We start from the raw sequence: 18,770 nt of genomic DNA, 5'->3' as shown, positions 1-18,770 counted from the left end.
GGGCTCATCTTGTCCACGGCGCATGGAACGACCGTCAACTTCGCACCGCCGGAATAGAACTCGGGCGCGCTGCATTCATCTTCGTGGATATGCGCCACGGCAGAACAGAAGACTGTTTCAAAAGGCTGACACAAACAGGCCAAAGCAAGCGAATTGGCCGCCGTGCCCGTTGCAACCAGATGCACCATAGCATTGGGGGCTTCAAACAATGTGCGCAGCTGCTCTTGCACGCGCAGGGTGCCTGCATCAGCACCATAGGGCATGGCGAAGCCTTCGTTGGCTTGTGCCAGGGCGCTTAGAACTTGCGGGTGAACGGGCCCGGCGTTGTCAGAGGCAAAAAACATCAAACTGGCTCCTCAATGATGTGATCTTCCCAATCGTCTTCATCGACTTCGAATTCCGGAACTGTTCTGTCTTTGATCGAAACGCCCGCGTCGTGGACGCTTTGCGCAGAGCCGGAAATCAACGGGTGCCAATTTTCCAAAGGACGGCCTTCATGGATCAAGCGATAGGCGCAGGTTTGGGGCATCCAATAGAGATGTTCTTCGATATTGGCGGGTGTCATTACAATACATTCTGGCACGAATTGGTGGCGAATGTCATATTGCGCACAGCGGCAGGTGCTATCATCCAGCAGGCGGCACGCCACATTGGTCAATGCAACTTCGCCGCTGTCCTCGTCTTCCAGTTTGTTTAGGCAGCATTTACCGCACCCGTCGCACAGCGCTTCCCATTCTTCCTGAGACATCTGCGCCATCTTTTTGCGTTCCCAAAAACGCGGGCTAAAACCGTCGCGCTTGATCGGATCGCTGCTCATAGTGCCGCCAGAATGCTGCGCGATTGAAGGCTATCTGCATCCATCTGGGTTATCAGCGCATCCAGCCCGTCGAATTTTTCTTCGCCGCGCAGATACTCGACCAAAGCGATGGATAGGGTTGATCCATATAGATCACCCGAAAAATCAAAGAGGAAGGTTTCAAGGTTCGGGCGGTTTTCGCCGAACATGGGCCGTACACCCATTGAGGCAACGCCATGATAGCGCCCCTTGTGGGGCCCATCTTGCACATCGGCCAATACTGCATAAACGCCAAAACGAGGCGGATGCAGCCCGTCAATCGACATATTTGCTGTCGGGTACCCCAATTCGCGGCCGCGCTGTTCGCCGCCGATAACCATGCCCTCGATACGGTGCCAATGACCCAGCATATCGGCCGCGTCACGCGGCTTGCCTGCGCTTAAGGCCTCGCGGATGCGCGTTGAAGAAACCTGCCCCTGCGCGCCCTCGATCAGCTCTGCAATGGTGACGCCAAATCCCAGTTTTGCGCCGAAATTTTTGAGGTCGCTGGCCTTGCCCGCGCGCCCTTTGCCAAAGCAAAAGTCGGATCCAACAACGACATGGCGCAGGCCAAGCCCTTCGTGAATAACACGCGTTGCAAAATCTTCTGGCGTCAGGGCCGCCAGTGCATTGTTGAAGTTCAGCTGATACAGCCGCTCCACACCGATTTTCTCCAAACGGGTCGCCTTTGCGGCGGCGCTCATCAGGCGAAAAGGGGCCGCATCACGGGCAAAATATTCGCGTGGGTGTGGATCAAAGGTAAGTACGCCCAAAGGCGCAGATATTTTCTCGCCAGCCGTGCGTGCAATGTCGATTACGGCCTGATGGCCAATGTGCACGCCATCGAAATTACCAATCGCAGCGCTTGCGCCGCGGGCATCGGGGTCTAGAAATGTATAGTCACGAATGATCCGCATTGTTCTGGCCTAGCGGCCCAAAAAGCGATGTGCAAGAGGGCGCGCGTGGATCAGTCGAACTTACGGCTTGGTGCCAGAACCATTGCTTCGCCGATCAACACTTTCTTGCCGTTCACCATGCAGCGGCAATCCAGTTTCACGCGGCGCTTCGCGTGCTCGATATCGATCACTTCGACCTCGGCATGAACCATATCACCGGGACGCACGGGCCCCAGAAATTTTAGCGATTGCCCCATGTAGACCGTGCCGTGACCTGGCAATTGCTCACCGATGACCGCTGAAATCAGTCCAGCGGTCAGCATTCCGTGCGCGATACGTCCTTCGAAAATGGTATCTTGCGCATAATCGTCATCCAAATGGACCGGATTACGATCGGTCGAAACCTCAGCGAACATTTCGATGTCGCGATCCGTGACAACTTTGCGCAAATGCCGTGTCATTCCCATCTCGATGTCTTCGATACAGATCGTACCGCGGGGCAAATTGTCCAACATGAGATCCTCCATCTGGCTTGGTCAGGTAATAAAAAGGCGCAATGGACGCCTAAGTTGAAATATTATTACTTTGCAAGCGCAGCATAAAGCAAGGGGAAATTTACCTTAGAAAACCAATTGCAAAGGTAGGGGATGACATTTCCTGTGCAAGATAAGCCTGCAAAGCTTCGCTTTCAGGGTCTTTGCCGGTTTTAGTCTCTTCGCGTGCAAGGCCGCCGGTGATGAAGAGGGAATCAATATCCTCCCCCATTGCGCCTGCTATGTCAGTTTGTACCCCATCGCCAATTGCGAGAATGCGATCATCACGGATCGGTTTACCAAGCGCGGCAAGTCTGCGACGCGCCAGATCGTAAATCGGTGGATGTGGCTTGCCAAAATAAAGGCTCTCGCCGCCCATTTCAGTGTAGAGCGCGGCAAGGGCACCTGCACACCATTCACGGGTTTCACCGCGGTCCACAACGATGTCGGGATTGGCACATAGAAGCTTCATTCCTTTTTGCTTCGCATACAGGAATTGTGGCCGCATCTCGGCAGGATCAGCCATAGGATCAAATGGCCCAGCACAGACTAATCCTTCGGCTTCTTCCAAAGGGACCTGCTGGATATCAACAGGGTTCTCAACGATATCCAGCGGTTTGAAAAAGCCCTGATCGTGGCCTTCGCCAATGAAATAGACTTTCTCGCCAACCGCACCACGATACATCGCAGCGCGCGCAGAATCGCCTGAGGTCGCAATGCTGTCCCACGCATCATCTGGAACGCCAAAGTGAATAAGTTGCTTTTCAACGCCTGCGCGCGGACGGGGTGAATTGGTAACCAGCACGACCTTGCCACCGCTTTTGCGATACTCTTGCAATGCCAGCACAGCGTCAGGCAAAGCCTTCACGCCATTATGCACGCAGCCCCAAAGGTCTACGAACAAAGCGTCATACTGATGGGAAATCTCGGCAAGGGAAGGGATAATTCGGGTCATTGTGCAAGCCTCAAAGCAATTTCTTGCCCTGCCTACACGTTTCCTCTCTCCAAAAATATCCCCGCCGGAGGCAAAAACCAAAAAATAAAGCGCGCGCCCCGAAGGGCGCGCTCAATAGGATCGTGCTTAAAGCTTGAGGTTCGGGATAATCTGCTTTTTGCGGCTGACAACGCCGGGCAGAACGACAGTATCTCCAGTTGCGGCCGCATCAAATGACTTCGCTGCAACTGTTTTGACAAGATCATTCGGGACCAGCAATGTGCTCTGTTCGTTCAGGATATCGACAACGAATAGAAGAACCTGATCTACGCCGTCTTCTGCTGCAACGCTTGTCATGGTGTCCATTAGGCTCGCTTTGCGATCCAGTACCGTTGCGGGCGAAGTTGTTTCCAGAACAGATACGCGGAATTTGGTGCCGTCAACTTCATACTCTTTGGAATCCATGCGCAGCAATTCAGCGTCCGAGAAGCTGGACACATCGGACTTCGCCGCGAACATTTCGGCGGCATAGCTAGGAATGTCGATGCCAAGATCGCCAGCCAGCTTTTCAGCAACTGCGCGGTCATGCGGCGTTGTTGTTGGGCTGCGAAATTCCAGCGTGTCAGAAAGGATGCAGGTCAGCGCCGCGCCTTTGATCGCGTCGGGCATTTTGGCTGCGTCATCACCCATCAGATCGTGCATGATTGTCGCTGTACAGGCGAGCGGGCGGATTGTGATGTCGATCGGACCTTTGGTCTTGAGACCGCCAATCAGTGCGTGGTGGTCAATGATCGCCAGCACATCGGCATCGTTGATAGAGGCGGGCAATTCTGCAGGGTTATTGGTATCGACAACAACGCAAGGCGCGCCCGCGTCCACGTCGGACATGATTGCAGGCTTGGCAAGATTCCAACGCTCCAGCATGAAGTTGGCTTCTGTGTTCGGTTCGCCCAACAGCTTTGCCTCGGCGGCGGTGCCTTTGATTTCAGACAAATACCATGCCCAGATAAGTGGAGAGCCGGTGCTGTCAGTGTCGGGGGATTTGTGGCCGAAAACCTGAATTGTCATTGCGCTATTCCTGCAAAATATGTGTGATTGCGCGCCTTATAGTCGCGCGCGCATCGCTTGTCACCCGCGCTAAATTGGCTCATGGGCGAAAACTCTTTGAAAGAGTTTTTCAAATTCCTTTCTAAGGAATTTCGCGCTCAGATCGATTGATCGTATTCGCCAACCAGTGGTTCGGTTCGGATCACCGCATCTATGGCTTCGAAAATGGCACGCATTTCAGCCTCGCTTTCAGAGCTTTCGCAAACCACAACCAGATTGGGCGTGTTTGAGCTGGCACGTACCAGCCCCCAAGACCCATTATCGAGGATCACGCGCGCGCCGTTCACAGTCACGACCTGCGCGATTTTCCGGCCAGCCAAGGGGTGACCAGCGTCGGCCATTGCGACCAGCCTGGCAACAAGTCGCTCCAACACCTGATATTTCTCTTCATCCGCGCAATAGGGCGACATTGTAGGTGTCGCGTAAGTCACTGGCAAAGCTTTGCGCAGATCGGACATGGACATGCCTGGATTGCGATCCATCAGTTTACAAATCTCGACGGCAACCCGCATCCCGCAATCATAGCCGCGCCCGATAGGTTCGGCGAGGAAGTAGTGACCGGACTTTTCAAAGCCCGCCAAGGCACCAAGCTCTTTCACTCGGCGTTTCATATGGCTGTGACCTGTCTTCCAATAATCCGCGGTCACGCCATTTTTGATAAGTTCCGGATCAGAGGCAAACAGTCCCGTCGATTTAACGTCGGCGACAAAGGTCGCGTTGGGGTAAAGCTTGCTTAGATCGCGCGCCAAGATGACGCCGACCTTATCAGCGAAGATTTCTTCGCCCTCATCATCCACAACGCCGCAACGATCTCCGTCACCGTCAAAGCCAAGCGCAAAGTCCGCGCCCGAGGCTTTGAGCGACGCTGACATATCGTGCAGCATTTCCATCGCTTCAGGGTTGGGATTGTAGTTCGGGAAATTGTAATCCAGCGCATTGTGGCTGGGCACCACTTCAACGCCGAGCCGCTTGAACAACTCGGGTGCAAACGCGCTGGCCGTTCCATTGCCTGTCGCGCACACAACCTTCAGTTTGCGCGTCATTTTGAAATTGCCGACCAGATCATCAAGGTATGCTTCGCGCACGCCATGCACGAATTCATAGCCCCCGCCCGCGGCGGACTTGGCTTCACCGTTCAGAACGATATTGCGCAGCTCGTTCATTTCGTCGGGGCCATGGGTCAAAGGACGCTCAAAGCCCATCTTAACGCCTGTCCAGCCGTTCGGATTGTGGCTGGCCGTGACCATTGCAACCGCAGGCGCATCCAAATGAAACTGCGCGAAATAGGCCATGGGGGACAGGGCAGGGCCGATGTCTTTGACGTGGATACCCGCTTGCATCAACCCCAACATCAACGCGTTCTTCACCGAAAGCGAATACTCGCGATAATCGTTGCCGACAGCGATCACAGGCTCGATCCCGCGACGTTGCATTTGCGTACCAAGACCAAGGCCAAGGGCGGTAATGCCGGGCAGGTTTATGTCATCCGGGAATTTCCAACGCGCATCGTATTCGCGAAAACCAGTAGGCACGATCATCGCATCGCGCAAGAATTCCCAAGTATTCGGGGAGACGGTTGGTGCGGGCTTTGTCATACTGTGCTCGCTCAAACTTCCAAAGGGTTGGCTTTTGCGATCACATCCAGTTGCATCAGGATTTTCAATAGCGCAGGCATTTTATCCAAATAGATCATGTTCGGTCCGTCGCTGGGCGACTTGTCCGGGTCTTCATGCGTTTCAATGAAGATTGCCGCGACACCGATTGCTGCGGCTGCGCGCGCCATGAGCGGCGCAAATTCGCGTTGCCCACCTGTGGAGCCACCAAGCCCCGCGGGTTGCTGAACAGAATGCGTAGCATCCATCACAACAGGATAACCTGTTTGCCCCATCTGAGGCAGAGAGCGCATATCGGTCACAAGTGTGTTGTAGCCAAAGGACGTCCCGCGTTCAGTTAGCAAGATGTTTGTGTTGCCAGTGGATTCGATCTTTGCCACGATGTTTGCCATGTCCCAAGGGGCTAGGAACTGTCCCTTTTTTACATTGATCGCAGCGCCTGTTTCGGCGGCGGCAAGGATCAGATCGGTTTGGCGGCACAGCAAAGCAGGAATTTGCAGGACATCTGCCACCTCGGCAACGACCTTGCATTGTTCGGGCCAATGGATGTCTGTCAGCACAGGAACGCCGATCTCGTCCTTCACGCTTTGCAGCATCTTTAAACCGGCATCAATGCCGGGACCGCGCACACCCTTAACAGAGGTGCGGTTGGCCTTGTCGAAGGAGGCTTTGAAAATGTACTGCGCGCCAACGGCCTTGCAGGCCTCTTTCATCGTGCCCGCAATCATTTGCGCGTGATCGGCGCTTTCTAATTGGCACGGCCCGGCGATGATTGTCAGCGGGGCCGCATTGCCGACGGTCAGACCGGCGATATCTAGAGTTTTCATATTAGGAAGAAACCTGTTCACGTAGGATCGACGCAGTGAGCGAGATCATGAGGTAAATGCCAGCAAAGACGAGAAAAGCGAGAATAGTGTTCTCGAATTTACGCGGATAAGTCGGGTCCTGACTTGGCACAGGCTCGACGCTGGTTGTGAGATAACGCGCCTGCGAAGCGGCTTCGCGGCGCGTTGAATTGAGCTGCTCAAGTGCCGATTGCAATGACATGTCTCGCGCGGCGACATCCAGTTGGGCCAACTGGATTTGCGAGGCAAGTTCAGCCAGTGAATCTTCGCCCTGACTTGCTTTGGTCATTTGATCGTTCAAACGTGCAAGCAAGTTTTGGAACCGTCGTACATCGCCTTGCGCGCCCTCAACCTTGGCACGGTTTGGGCGGTTGTTGTCCAGCAGCGCTGCCAATTGCAGTTCTTTTTCTTGCAACTGAACTTCAATGTTGTTGATCTGGCTGCGCAGCGACGCGATCTTTGCCTCGGGGTCCAGGATGGAGCCTTCTTGCTGCAAACGCACCATACGCTCTTGGGCTTCGCGGCGCTCATCATCGGCGCGCTTGAAGCTGCGTTCTGCGTCCGCGACCTGATTTTCACGTTTGCGCAGCGACAGGTTGTCGACACGTTCTTCCGCGTAGCCAATCAGCTTTTTCGAAAAGACAGCGCTGACGACAGGGTCGGCTGCGATGACTTCCATTTTGATTACGCCCTCGGTCGGATCATAACCGATTTCGATCGCTTTCTTGAAAATCTTATAGGCGTCCTCGTTGGAAGGGTTGTCTTCCAGACGTTGAATCGCATCGATTTCGGGGTTCGAAAAATGCGCCATGAAACCCGCATCCGCATCCAATCGCAGCATCGCGTCCTTTGATGTTAGATAAGACTGAACCGCAATCGCATCCTGATTGGTTGCGAATTGTGTACCAGAAAGCAAACCACCCATAGCACCACCTGACGTTTCAGCCTTGAGGATCAGGAATTCGGACTTGGTCGCGTACATGGGCGTTGCGATGAAGTAATAATAATAGCCAACAATCAGCGTTGGCAAAAAGACGAAGAACGCTAGGCGCGTGAAGAGAAGCGCCAGTTTGCGGCGGCGGCGTTTCGCGATGTCGCGCTGGATTTTGGTGATTTCTTCCGCGCGTCGCTCGGCGGGGCTAATGCCGTCGGGATGGGCAGGCAGGTTGCCGCTGGCAGGCATGGTCTGGGGCAGATTGATAGGTTCAAGCGTTGGATCTTGCGGCATCAATGGCTGCGTCGCAGAAGAACCGCCGTTGCCTGCCCCTGCGCTCGGCACCACCAGTTCCAGCATATTCGTGCGCTGGAATGGATCGATCCCGCGCACGCGAAGCTGGCGCACTGCATCATAGTCAGAGGTAGGCGCAAGCCCATATTTCTGGGCGGCGCGGCGCGCCATGCGCAATTGGCGGCCCGTCAGGCCTTCGCGCTTGATCGCGTCTATATCTTGCTCGGCTGCGGCTTCGGCGGCGGAAGAAACAAGACCTGATTTGGCTTGTGCCGTTTGCTGTACCTTCGCCGCCGCCTGTGCAGGTGTTGCGCCAGTTGGGGTTGCCTGTTTGACGGGCTCAATACGGCCCATTGGTTGCTGCGTGGGCGCTGCTGCGGCTTGGGGCTTTGGCTGTGCTTGCTGCTGGGGCTGCGGTGCCTGCGCAGCTGTCGGGCGGGTCGGGCGCACAGGTTCAGGCGCGCCAGCAGGTGCTTGCGCGGGTGCAGATTGACCATCTGCGAGTGAGCCAGTCCGCTTGATGCGGAACTTCTTAGCCTTGGGTTTCGTAGTCATAGAGCTGTTTCGCTTCTTCCAAGGTGTCAAACATATGCAGCTTGCCGTTCATTAAAACGGCTGCGGAGGCTGCAAATCTCTCCAATGTCTCGGCTTGGTGCGAGACAATAATAATCGTCGTGGTGCGCAGGCGCTCGCGCAGGATTTCGCCAGCCTTGCGGTTGAATTCCACATCGGTGCTATTCGGCATGCCCTCGTCAATGAGATACATATCAAAATCCAGCGCCAAAAGCAGCGCAAAAGTAAAGCGTGCGCGCATGCCGGAACTATAGGTGCCAAGCGGTTGGTCAAAGTATTCGCCAAGGCCGCAGAGCCAACGACAGAAGGCTTCGACGTAATCTGGATCAAGCCCATAGAGCCGGGCGATATAGCGCGAGTTTTCCATCGCCGTGTGCCGCGTAACAACACCGCCCATAAATCCCAGCGGGAAGGAAATCTTGCAGGTTCTGCGAATTTCGCCCTCATCGGGTTTTTCAAGACCCGCCATCATATTTACAAGGGTGGTTTTGCCAGTCCCGTTAGGCGCAAGAATGCCAATGGAGCGGCCAAGCTCCACGCGAAACGATACACGGTCAAGAATGACCTTACGCTGCGTCCCGGTCCAAAAGGACTTGCTGACGTTTTCAAACTCTAACATTCACCTATCCGGCCTGCTCTGCCGCACACCTATACATCAGGTGTCTTAAGCATTCTTTATGTGCCAATTTTGTCCACAGTATGTCACAACGAAAGCGATTGTTTCAATAGTTGCAGACAATGTGCCACGCCTGAAATGGGAATGTTCGTAAAAAAGGCCCCTTCCGAATTGGAAAGGGCCTAAATTTTCATGAACAGCGGTTCAAAGTTCTTGTTTTTGAACCCGTGTCAGCTTGCCTGCAATGATTGAAATGAGAGCAGCAGCAAAGCTGAACAAGGCACCCATCTTCGCCGCGTCTTGAACCGGGCCTGCATCAAAGGCGACAGAGGCTACGAACAGCGAAACGGTAAAGCCGATCGCCGCAACGCAGCCGATGACCACCAGATCAATAATGCGCATGCCTTGCGGTAGACCAAGGCCAAGCGGGCGCGCAGCGATCCAGCCAAAGAGCAGGATCCCGACTGGCTTACCAATCAGCAGGCCTGCAAGAACTAGCCATGTTGCGTCACCCATCGAAGAGAACTCTACACCAGCATTAAGCAGGCCAAAGAAGAACAGGATGATTTCGACAGGGTGTTTCAGCCAATGCTCGATCGTGTTGAGCAGGTCGGTCAGATATTGCTCGGCCTCGCTAAAGATACCAAATGCGCGGTCCGCATGCGGGATCGTCGGAACGATGAACAACAGGCCAAGCGCGGGGTGAATGCCCGAGCGCATGAAGCCATACCAGCTGACGCAGCCAGCGATCAGGTAGGGCAGGAAGCTGAGCTTGTTGCGCACCCATGTGGAATTTGGACGTGCCTCATTGCCTCGATCCATATAGCGAGGAAGCCAGTTGAACAGAATGAAAACCGCGATCGCTGCGCCGAGCGACATCAGCAGCCATTCGGGTGCAAGTTCGCCTGAAGGGTAGAAGATCGCGAGAATAATGAGGCCAGCCGCATCATCTGCAATCGCGAGTAGCAGCAAGAAACGCACGGCTGGATGCCCTGCGCCAAAGACGATACGCCCAACCAGATAAGAAAAGGCAATGTCCGTCGCTGTCGGGATCGCCCAACCGTTCGCGACCGCATTATAAGTGTCGCTACCCATAAATGCCGCAAGGCCAAGATAAACCGCAATTGGCCCAAACATTCCGCCAGCCGTTGCAAACAAGGGCGTTGCCGCCTTTTTGCCCCGTAGTGATCCGTTCTTGAGAATGACCGCTTCCCACACCTCTTTAGCGGCAATTGCAAAAAAGAGTGCCATAAGCAGATCGTTCACAAGGTAGTGCAGCGTCAGTGTACGATGCCCGTCATGCAAGTGACCAATCGGGGCATGATCCCAAATTACATACTCAACAAAGTGGTGATAGCTCTCTGGATTCGTGTTTGCCCACCCAAGCGCAATAAGTGCTCCGATGATTAGCAAAAGTGAATAGTTGGCTAGGAAATTCCAAACGCGATACATGAGTGCTCCCCGATTTCCGTCGATATCTGAATTAATGTCTAAGTTGCGGGATGCGATAACGCAATCGCGCCTTGTGAGCAACGCGTGCTCGGGCCAGATTGGCATGATATGTCTCAGGATTTGCAAAATCTGACCCGCGACATTCGCGACTGCCGGCTTTGCACTGCTCGGTTTGCCCAATCGGCGAGCCAGCATGCACCGCGTCCTGTGGTTTGGTTTTCGCCCGATGCAGCAACACCGAAAGTCCTGATCGCAGGCCAAGCGCCGGGTTTGCGTGTTCATCAAAGCGGACGCCCCTTTACGGATCCATCCGGTGATCGGTTGCGTGATTGGCTGGGAATTGATGAGACAGTTTTCTACGACGCCACCAAAATCGCAATTGTTCCAATGGCCTTCTGTTTCCCGGGATACGACGCGAGGGGGAGCGATCTGCCTCCGCCACCGATCTGTGCAAAAACCTGGCGCGCATCGGTGATGGCGGCGATGGGCCCTGTGCCATTGACCCTGCTTGTCGGTGGACATGCGATGAGGTGGCATTTGGGTGCCAAGAGCAATGTGAGCAGGACAGTGCAAGATTGGAAAAGCCATGTCCCTGCGGTTTTTCCCTTGCCGCATCCGTCGTGGCGCAATACCGCATGGCTCAAGAAAAACCCGTGGTTTGAGGCAGATTTGCTGCCAGTTTTGCGCAGGCGGGTGCAAGAGGTGCTGACATGAGTGACGAAACCCCGCTTGATCTGGCCCATCGTGCGATGGAAGCTGCGTGCGACAATGATGCCGCGCGCCTGAAGTTTTACGAACGTCTTTCGGATAGCGAATTATTCTTGTTGCTGACCAAGGAAGCGGTGGGCGATCAGATCAGCCCTGAAATATTTGACCTCGGCGATGCAAGCTTTGTCCTGGTGTTTGACCGCGAAGAGCGCCTTGCACAATTTGTAGGCAAGCCTGCGCCCTACGCTGCACTTTCAGGGCGCGTTATTTCGCAGATGCTTGCAGGGCAGGGCATTGGATTGGGCGTGAACCTAGAAGTCGCGCCGTCACAGATGCTTGTACCGCCAGAAGCGGTCGCGTGGCTTTGCGATACGCTGGCCCATAGTCCTGATGAGGTCGAGGCGCGCGCTGAAGAGCTTTATGCACCCAAAGGTCTTCCTGAAGAATTGCTGACCGCGCTTGATGCCAAACTGGCAATGACAGCCGGTCTCGCTCAGAATGCGTATCTCACTGCGATCCGATACGAGGGCGGGGGAACGGGGCATTTGCTGGGATTTGTTGGCTCAATCGAAGGTGCTGAAGGCGCGCTGGCGAAAGCTGCTGGCGAAGCGCTGACATTTTCGGGCCTCGAAGCGGGCAGTATCGACGTCGGTTTTTTTGCTGCGAGCGATCCGATGGCCGCAGCGATGGCTAAGGTCGGATTGCGATTTGAATTACCTAAGGTGGAAGCCCGAAGCGAAACAATCCGCCCTGCACCGGGGTCAGACCCCGACAAGCCACCCAAGCTGCGTTAGTAACCGACGCTTCGATCGACCAGATGTAGAAAAGGCTCACCTGCCTCGCCTCGCCGCACGTTTTCGGCGACGCATTGGCTGGCAGTCCATGTGCGCGTTTCAGATGCGATATGCGGCGTCACTGTTACGTTAGGGTGTGTCCAGAACGGGTGGCCCCGGGGCAGGGGTTCGGTGCGAAAAACGTCAAGCGTGGCGTGGCCGACTTGCCCGCTCTCAAGTGCTTCAAGAAGCGCGTCATCATCAATCAAAGGTCCGCGACCAGGGTTGATAATTGCTGCGCCTTTGGCCAATAGGCCAAGGCTACTAGCGTTCAGGACATTTTCGGTTGCAGGGGTGTTAGGCAGTAAGAGAACAACAATCTCAGCGCCGCTCAAGGCATCCTGAAGGCCGGAATTTCCGCTGAAGCAGTTCACGCCATCGATGTTTTTCTGGTTCCTGCTCCAGCCCGAAACGGGAAAACCCAAACTTGCGAGGGTCTGCGCACAGACCGCGCCAAGTTCACCTAGGCCAAGCATGGCAATAGGGCGCTGTTCGGCCAAAGGGGGTGCGTTTGGCACCCAATTGCGATCTGGGTTGATGATATGCGCATCCATTCCCAAGTGATGGCGCAGCACATGACCCGTCACCCATTCCTTCATGCCTTGGGTCAATCCGTGATCGACCATCCGCGCCAATGGCACCTTAAGTGTGGGATTTGGGGCAATTGTCTCAACGCCTGCCCACAGGTTCAGCACGGCCTTCAGCTTTGGAAAGATCGAGAAATCTTGAACGGGCGAATTCGGCGCATAAACAATATATTCGACGTCCGATGCAGGGATGTCTGTCGCAAGGTTTGCGTCAATGCCCACCTCTTTCAATGCACGTGCGAGCGGCGCCTGATATTCAATCCAGCGTTCAGGTTTTGCGGCGAAAAGAACCTGCGTCGTCATTAGCGTGGCCGATGCACATGTGCGCTCTGAACGAGGCCGAAACCGAGCAGCAAGATAAGCATTGCAGAGCCTCCATAGCTGACAAGGGGAAGCGGTACGCCGACGACAGGGGCCAAGCCCATAACCATCGACATATTGACCGCAAAGAACAAAAAGAAGGTGCCCGCAACGCCCAAAGTCAACAAGGCGGCAAAACGGTTTTTATTGCTAAAGGCTGAAGCCACACAAAACACGATGATTAATGTGTAGAGCAAAAGCAGCGAAAACGCCCCGACAAAGCCGAATTCTTCGGCCAGCGTCGTAAAGATAAAGTCGGTATGCTTTTCAGGCAGGAAGTTCAGCCGCGACTGTGTGCCTTGCATAAAGCCCCGCCCCGTCCAGCCGCCCGACCCGAGGGCGATCTTGCTCTGGGTAATATGATACCCCGCGCCAAGTGGATCGCTAGCGGGATCAAGGAAGGTGTCGATGCGGCGGAACTGATAGTCTTTCAAAAGCTGCCACTCTGTCCCGCGGCTTTGGAATACTGCCGCGACAAGGCCGAAACCACTGGCGATCACCGCTGCAAAATATGCCCAATGTACGCCTGCAACGAACATCATCAGACCGCCGCCGCAGATAAGCAAAAGGGATGTGCCCAGATCAGGCTGGCGCAAAACCAGCATTGTCGGGAGCAGAATAATAACGACAGGGATGGCCACCCAAATGGGCCGGGACGTTCGCGTAAGGGGAAGCCAGTCATAATAGGCTGCCAGCAACATAACCAAAGCGATCTTCATAAGCTCTGACGGCTGGAGACGCATGAAACCCAGATTGATCCAGCGTTGCGCGCCCATTCCGACAGAGCCGAAAAATTCCACATAGAGCAACAGTATGATCGATACCCCGTAGGCGACGCCGGCGATGTTACGCCAGAACCAGATAGGGACCATCGCAACAAAGAGCATCACAGTGAAGCCCAGCAAAAAGCGTTTGATCTGTGGCTCTGCCCAAGGCGTGAAGGAACCGCCCGCAACGGAATAGAGCATCAGAAAGCCGATTCCCGCGACGCTACTGAGAAGGACGATCAACGCCCAATTCAAATGGAGCACTTTGGAAAATCCGGTTGGAACGGATTTGACGGTATATTCAAGATAACTCATGCGCGGCCCTTATCGTCGTCCTGTTCGGACGGACGCAGTTCCTTAAGACGCTTTTGCAAGGTACGCACGCGGCCCCTGTCTTTGCTAGGATAGGCGGTCAACGGCGGGTCTTCGCCATAAAGCGCTTGCAAGGTGACATCACGTGCGATCGGGGCCGCTGCTGTAGAGCCGCCGCCGCCATGTTCAACGACCACGGCAACTGCGATTTCTGGATTGTCATAGGGTGCAAAGTTCACAAATAGCGCGTGATCGCGGCGCTCCCAAGGAAGGTTTGCGTTGCTTGTCACACCGCGCGCGCGCTCAGCCGCGGAAATGTTTCGGACTTGGCTGGTGCCTGTTTTTCCCGCCATCCGAAACGCATCTTCGATAATGCGGCTGCCATAGGCGGTGCCGCGCCTGTTATTGGACACGGCGAACATCGCCTTTCGGATCTTGCGCAGATTGTTTTCGTTCAATCCCAGATCCTCACCGGCGCCGCTTGGTTGAGCGATGCCGTTCACCGTGTTTATCAAGCGCGGCGTGATGCTGCGACCCGTCGCTAGACGCGCCGTCATCACGGCCAGATGCAGCGGCGAGGATAGCACAAAGCCCTGACCGATAGACGCGTTGACCGTATCGCCAATCACCCATTCCTTGCCGCGTGTGCGCAGCTTCCAGTCTTTGGTCGGAGTAAGACCTGACGCAACTGCCGACATCGGGATATCGTGCTTGACGCCCATGCCGAGTTTGCGCGCCATTTCTGTGATCTTTTCGATGCCGATCTTCAGGGCCAGATCATAGTAATAGACATCACAGCTTTCTCGCAGCGAAAGCTCCAGGTTCATATGGCCATGGCCGGAGCGCTTCCAACAATGGAACTTGCGATCACTGACTTCGAGGTGACCCGGGCAATGCACCGTGTCTTCAGCAGTGATAACACCCTCTTCGAGGGCGGCCAAAGCGGTGACCATTTTGAAAGTCGATCCGGGCGGGTAGGCATCCTGAACCGTTTTAGAGGCTAGGGGGCGGTGGTTATTGTCGCGCAAGAAAGCATAGTCAGCGACCGAAATTCCACGCACGAACTTGTTGGGATCATAGCTTGGTGAAGAATAAATCGAAAGCAAATCGCCGCGCTTAAGGTCCATCACGACGACGGAGGCACTTTCTTCGCCCAGACGCGCCTGAACGTAGTTTTGCAATTTGTGATCGACGGTCAATTGCACGTTCGCACCGGATTGGCCCTCGCGGCGATCCAGTTCGCGCATCATACGGCCAACGGAATTCACCTCGACACGTTTCGCCCCCGCTTTTCCACGAAGGATGTCTTCGTAGTTGGCTTCTACGCCGACTTTGCCGATCTGAAAGCGCGGAATGCGCAGCAATTGATCGGGGTCGTCTATGCGATCCAGATCGCGTTGACTGACGGGCCCGACATAGCCCGCGACATGGGCAAAATCCTTGCCCAATGGATAGCGCCGCGACAGGCCAACTTCTGGCGTCACGCCTGGCAATGCAGGTGCATTGGCCGCAACGCGCGACAGTTCTTCCCAAGTGATACGGTCTGCGATGGTGACGGGCAAAAACGGTGCGCTGCGTTTCATCTCGTTTAGCGCGCGATTCAGCTCATCGTCATCCAACTCGACCAAAGTTGATAGCCGTGCGATCACGGTATTCACGTCGCCCGCATCTTCGCGCACCATTGTAATACGGTAGCTTGGTTCGTTCTCTGCGATCACGGCCCCGTTGCGATCAAACAGCTGCCCGCGCGCAGGGGGGATTAAGCGGACGTTGATGCGGTTTTCATCAGCCAGAAGGCGGAATTCGTCCGCCTGATCGACCTGCATAAAGCGCATGCGCGCGCCGAGGACCCCAACGAACGCCACCTGTGCACCGCCAACAATCAAACCGCGGCGGGTGATCTTTGCTGCGCTTTCGGCAGTTTCTGAAGCTGAACGTCTCATAGCCTATGACCCAATGAATCGACTTCGCCCGGCGCGGCCCTTCGCACATTGAACACGAAGTGCGAGATCACGACGACGACTGGGTATAAGGCTATGGTCATTCCCAATTGAATCAAGACCAAGCTGAGTGCGGGGGCAGGAATAAAGAAGATTGCCAACAATAAACGCAGCGATACGGCGACGGCGATCATCATTCCTGCGACCGTTGCCCATTCGACCAGGTAGGGCAGGTCCCTATTGGCAATGGCGCGGGTGCGCAGTGTTTCGGCGGCGATGACAACCAATGCAGCCGACAGACCCGGCGGACGTTGAAACAACAGATCAGCAAGTAGAACGATACCCCCGACGCTTAAGGCGGGTACATATTCAGGGCGGCGCATTGCCCAGGCAAGTGAAAGCGCCATAATCCAATCGGGGGGTGCCCATGTGCTCGGGGCGCTTGCAAGCGGAAGCAAATGCAAGAAGATGATAGCTAGGGACAACGCGATATAGAGCGCGCGCATCATCCAAACGCGAGACATTTGGCTTTCAACCATTGTCGCCACCGTTGGTTTGAACCTCGGCGGGTGCGGGAACAGCCTCTGGATTAGAGGGCAGTGCCTCCGGGCGGATCAAGCGACCCGTGTCTTCAATGCGTTCTACACCATAGTTGCGCAGGACCCGCAGAAATTCGAGGCGCTCGTAGTCTGCCGAAAGGCGCACACGAAGTCGCCCGCCAGGGTCTTTAGCAACTTGCCCGATGACCAGGCCAGCCGGGAAAACGCCGCCGTCGCCTGAGGAAACAACGCGATCGCCAGGGCGAACAAGGTCAGGGTTTTCAATGAAGTCAATCGGGGGCGAGCGCGTGTTGTCGCCAACGACAATTGTATTCTGTCCTGACGGTTGGATAATCGCTGGAATTCGGCTGGACGTGTCTGTCAGCAGGATGACACGCGATGCATTTTTACCGACCCCCGAAATGCGCCCGACCAGCCCAAGCCCGTCCATCGTCGCCCAGCCATCCAAGACACCGTCGCGCTGGCCGACATTCAAAAGGACGGATTGGCGAAAGGGCGAACCACTGTCAGCCATCACAACGCCCGTCACATGCGTCAGGCGGGGGTCAAGACGGACAGAATTCAGATCAAGAAGTCGGGCGTTTTCCTGCTCGAGTTGAAGAGCGGCTTCTTTCCAGCTTTTCATTTGCTGGAGTTCTCGACGAAGCTCTTGGTTTTGTTCGTAAATACGCTGATAGCTTTGGAAGTCGCGCACCAGATTAATGCTTGCCGTCACAGGAATCATGACCCAGTCAAAATTGGGCACAACACGGTCTATCACGGCCATGCGAAACCGCTCGACGCGTGGGCTGTCGATTCGCCAAATGAGAAATATCGCAAGCAGGCAAAGCACCAGTGAACCCAAAAGCAAACGCTTGAGGGGGCCGGTAAAGTCTTCGCTTTGTGCGCGGTCTTTGGCCAAATTGGTCTCCGCTACGAGAAGGCTAGATGCCCTTGCATATCACGAAACTGAAATCAGCTATCGTAATCAATAGCGTGACGTAGCTGTTTTTCATATTCCAGCGCTTTGCCGGTTCCGAGCGCGACGCAGTTCAGGCTTTCATCTGCAATGGACACCGCCAGACCCGTCTGCTCGCGAAGCGCGAGATCAAGATCGCCCAGCAGAGCGCCGCCGCCCGTCAGCATGACACCGCGATCCACAATATCAGCCGCCAGATCGGGCGGTGTTGCTTCAAGCGCGGTCATTACAGCTTCGCAAATTTGCTGAACAGGTTCAGCCAGTGCTTCGGCAATCTGCGCTTGTGAAATTTCGGTTTCCTTAGGAACGCCGTTCAGCAGGTCGCGCCCGCGAATTTGCATGGATGCACCTCGACCGTCGTCAGGCATACGCGCTGTACCGATAGAGGTTTTGATGCGCTCGGCAGTCGATTCTCCGACGAGCAAATTGTGCTGGCGGCGCAAATAGGAGATGATTGCCTCGTCCATACGGTCGCCGCCGACGCGCACAGAGCGCGCATAAACGATGTCGCCAAGGGATAGAACCGCGACCTCGGTCGTACCACCGCCGATATCGACCACCATGTTACCGGTCGGGTCGGTGATCGGCATGCCAGCACCAATGGCAGCAGCAATCGGCTCTGCGATCAAACCCGCGCGGCGGGCACCAGCGGAAAGAACCGACTGGCGGATCGCGCGTTTTTCAACAGGCGTCGCACCGTGAGGGACACAGACGATGATCTTTGGCTTGGAAAAGGTCGAGCGCTTGTGAACCTTGCGGATGAAATGTTTGATCATTTCTTCGGCTGTATCAAAGTCCGCAATAACACCCTCGCGCATGGGGCGAATGGCCTCGATCGAGCCGGGCGTGCGACCAAGCATCAGTTTGGCATCTTCGCCAACTGCGAGCACTTTTTTCACACCGTCTTTGATATGATAAGCAACCACGGATGGTTCTGACAAAACGACGCCTTTTCCTTTGACATAGATCAGCGTGTTTGCTGTGCCGAGGTCAATAGCCATGTCAGATGTGAAAAGGCCGGAAATTTTTTCCCAGAATGCCATGTGTTGTGGTCCTGTTCTGAATTCTTTTGGGTCCGCGACTCCGATGAGGCGAACGAGATGCCTTTATAGG

19 protein-coding genes are annotated in these 18,770 nt (G+C 55.2%); 2 read left to right on the top strand and 17 right to left on the bottom strand.

All coding sequences use genetic code 11. The features are described 5' to 3' along the window. The 11 genes from WBC85_RS03815 to WBC85_RS03765 all read right to left on the bottom strand — a co-directional run. Positions 1–344 (bottom strand): beta-eliminating lyase-related protein (locus WBC85_RS03815; protein ID WP_424433347.1); only part of this gene is annotated, 344 nt, incomplete at its 3' end. Then, positions 344–817, bottom strand: coding sequence for a YcgN family cysteine cluster protein (locus tag WBC85_RS03810; RefSeq protein ID WP_424433346.1), 474 nt, complete (start codon positions 815–817; stop codon positions 344–346). The genes WBC85_RS03815 and WBC85_RS03810, both read right to left, overlap by 1 nt. Further along, the gene (locus WBC85_RS03805; protein ID WP_424433345.1) at positions 814–1,752 is read right to left on the bottom strand and encodes a bifunctional riboflavin kinase/FAD synthetase; all 939 of its coding nucleotides are present in this window, start codon (positions 1,750–1,752) and stop codon (positions 814–816) included. The genes WBC85_RS03810 and WBC85_RS03805 overlap by 4 nt, the downstream gene beginning before the upstream one ends. 50 nt (positions 1,753–1,802) lie before the next feature. Further along, positions 1,803–2,246: a MaoC family dehydratase gene (locus WBC85_RS03800; protein WP_424433344.1), complete on the bottom strand. Its 444-nt coding sequence runs from the start codon at positions 2,244–2,246 to the stop codon at positions 1,803–1,805. Between the two features lie 100 nt (positions 2,247–2,346). Further along, on the bottom strand, positions 2,347–3,219 hold the full coding sequence (locus WBC85_RS03795; protein ID WP_424433343.1) for a TIGR01459 family HAD-type hydrolase: 873 nt from the start codon (positions 3,217–3,219) through the stop codon (positions 2,347–2,349). 126 nt (positions 3,220–3,345) lie between these two features. Continuing rightward, complete coding sequence (locus WBC85_RS03790; protein ID WP_424433342.1) at positions 3,346–4,266, bottom strand: manganese-dependent inorganic pyrophosphatase; 921 nt, start codon at positions 4,264–4,266, stop codon at positions 3,346–3,348. 137 nt (positions 4,267–4,403) lie between these two features. Continuing rightward, positions 4,404–5,900: a phosphomannomutase/phosphoglucomutase gene (locus tag WBC85_RS03785; protein ID WP_424433341.1), complete on the bottom strand. Its 1,497-nt coding sequence runs from the start codon at positions 5,898–5,900 to the stop codon at positions 4,404–4,406. Between the two features lie 11 nt (positions 5,901–5,911). Then, complete coding sequence (gene kdsA / locus WBC85_RS03780) at positions 5,912–6,745, bottom strand: 3-deoxy-8-phosphooctulonate synthase (RefSeq protein WP_424433340.1); 834 nt, start codon at positions 6,743–6,745, stop codon at positions 5,912–5,914. 1 nt (position 6,746) lies between these two features. Next, positions 6,747–8,546, bottom strand: a complete 1,800-nt coding sequence (locus tag WBC85_RS03775) for a capsule biosynthesis protein (protein WP_424433339.1) — start codon at positions 8,544–8,546, stop codon at positions 6,747–6,749. Next, complete coding sequence (locus WBC85_RS03770; protein WP_424433338.1) at positions 8,524–9,183, bottom strand: ABC transporter ATP-binding protein; 660 nt, start codon at positions 9,181–9,183, stop codon at positions 8,524–8,526. Before WBC85_RS03770 ends, WBC85_RS03775 begins: the two co-directional genes overlap by 23 nt. Positions 9,184–9,384: 201 nt before the next feature. Further along, a complete protein-coding gene (locus WBC85_RS03765) occupies positions 9,385–10,632 on the bottom strand; it encodes a Na+/H+ antiporter NhaA (RefSeq protein ID WP_424433337.1) in 1,248 nt (415 codons plus the stop codon). 108 nt (positions 10,633–10,740) lie between these two features. On the opposite strand from WBC85_RS03765, the gene WBC85_RS03760 reads away from it, so the two are divergent. Both WBC85_RS03760 and WBC85_RS03755 read left to right on the top strand, forming a co-directional pair. Beyond that, on the top strand, positions 10,741–11,346 hold the full coding sequence (locus WBC85_RS03760; protein WP_424433349.1) for a uracil-DNA glycosylase family protein: 606 nt from the start codon (positions 10,741–10,743) through the stop codon (positions 11,344–11,346). After that, complete coding sequence (locus WBC85_RS03755) at positions 11,343–12,134, top strand: SseB family protein (RefSeq protein WP_424433336.1); 792 nt, start codon at positions 11,343–11,345, stop codon at positions 12,132–12,134. Before WBC85_RS03760 ends, WBC85_RS03755 begins: the two co-directional genes overlap by 4 nt. Here the strand turns inward: WBC85_RS03755 and WBC85_RS03750 are convergent. From WBC85_RS03750 to WBC85_RS03725, 6 genes are read right to left on the bottom strand one after another with little or no spacing between them, the layout of a single operon-like run. Next, positions 12,131–13,063, bottom strand: a complete 933-nt coding sequence (locus tag WBC85_RS03750; protein ID WP_424433335.1) for a 2-hydroxyacid dehydrogenase — start codon at positions 13,061–13,063, stop codon at positions 12,131–12,133. The genes WBC85_RS03755 and WBC85_RS03750 overlap by 4 nt on opposite strands. Further along, complete coding sequence (rodA, locus tag WBC85_RS03745; RefSeq protein ID WP_424433334.1) at positions 13,063–14,202, bottom strand: rod shape-determining protein RodA; 1,140 nt, start codon at positions 14,200–14,202, stop codon at positions 13,063–13,065. Before rodA ends, WBC85_RS03750 begins: the two co-directional genes overlap by 1 nt. Beyond that, positions 14,199–16,142: a penicillin-binding protein 2 gene (gene mrdA / locus WBC85_RS03740; RefSeq protein WP_424433333.1), complete on the bottom strand. Its 1,944-nt coding sequence runs from the start codon at positions 16,140–16,142 to the stop codon at positions 14,199–14,201. The genes rodA and mrdA overlap by 4 nt, the downstream gene beginning before the upstream one ends. Next, a complete protein-coding gene (locus WBC85_RS03735) occupies positions 16,139–16,663 on the bottom strand; it encodes a rod shape-determining protein MreD (protein ID WP_424433332.1) in 525 nt (174 codons plus the stop codon). Before WBC85_RS03735 ends, mrdA begins: the two co-directional genes overlap by 4 nt. A 7-nt stretch (positions 16,664–16,670) precedes the next feature. Continuing rightward, positions 16,671–17,600: a rod shape-determining protein MreC gene (gene mreC, locus WBC85_RS03730; RefSeq protein ID WP_424433331.1), complete on the bottom strand. Its 930-nt coding sequence runs from the start codon at positions 17,598–17,600 to the stop codon at positions 16,671–16,673. Between the two features lie 53 nt (positions 17,601–17,653). Then, positions 17,654–18,700, bottom strand: a complete 1,047-nt coding sequence (locus WBC85_RS03725) for a rod shape-determining protein (protein WP_424433330.1) — start codon at positions 18,698–18,700, stop codon at positions 17,654–17,656. Between the last annotated feature and the right edge of the window lie 70 nt (positions 18,701–18,770).

The sequence above is a fragment of the Planktotalea sp. genome (genome assembly GCF_049680325.1).
Taxonomy (GTDB): Bacteria; Pseudomonadota; Alphaproteobacteria; order Rhodobacterales; family Rhodobacteraceae; genus Planktotalea.
Note: the sequence above shows the minus strand (reverse complement) of the source record. Positions and strands in the feature narration are given on the sequence as shown.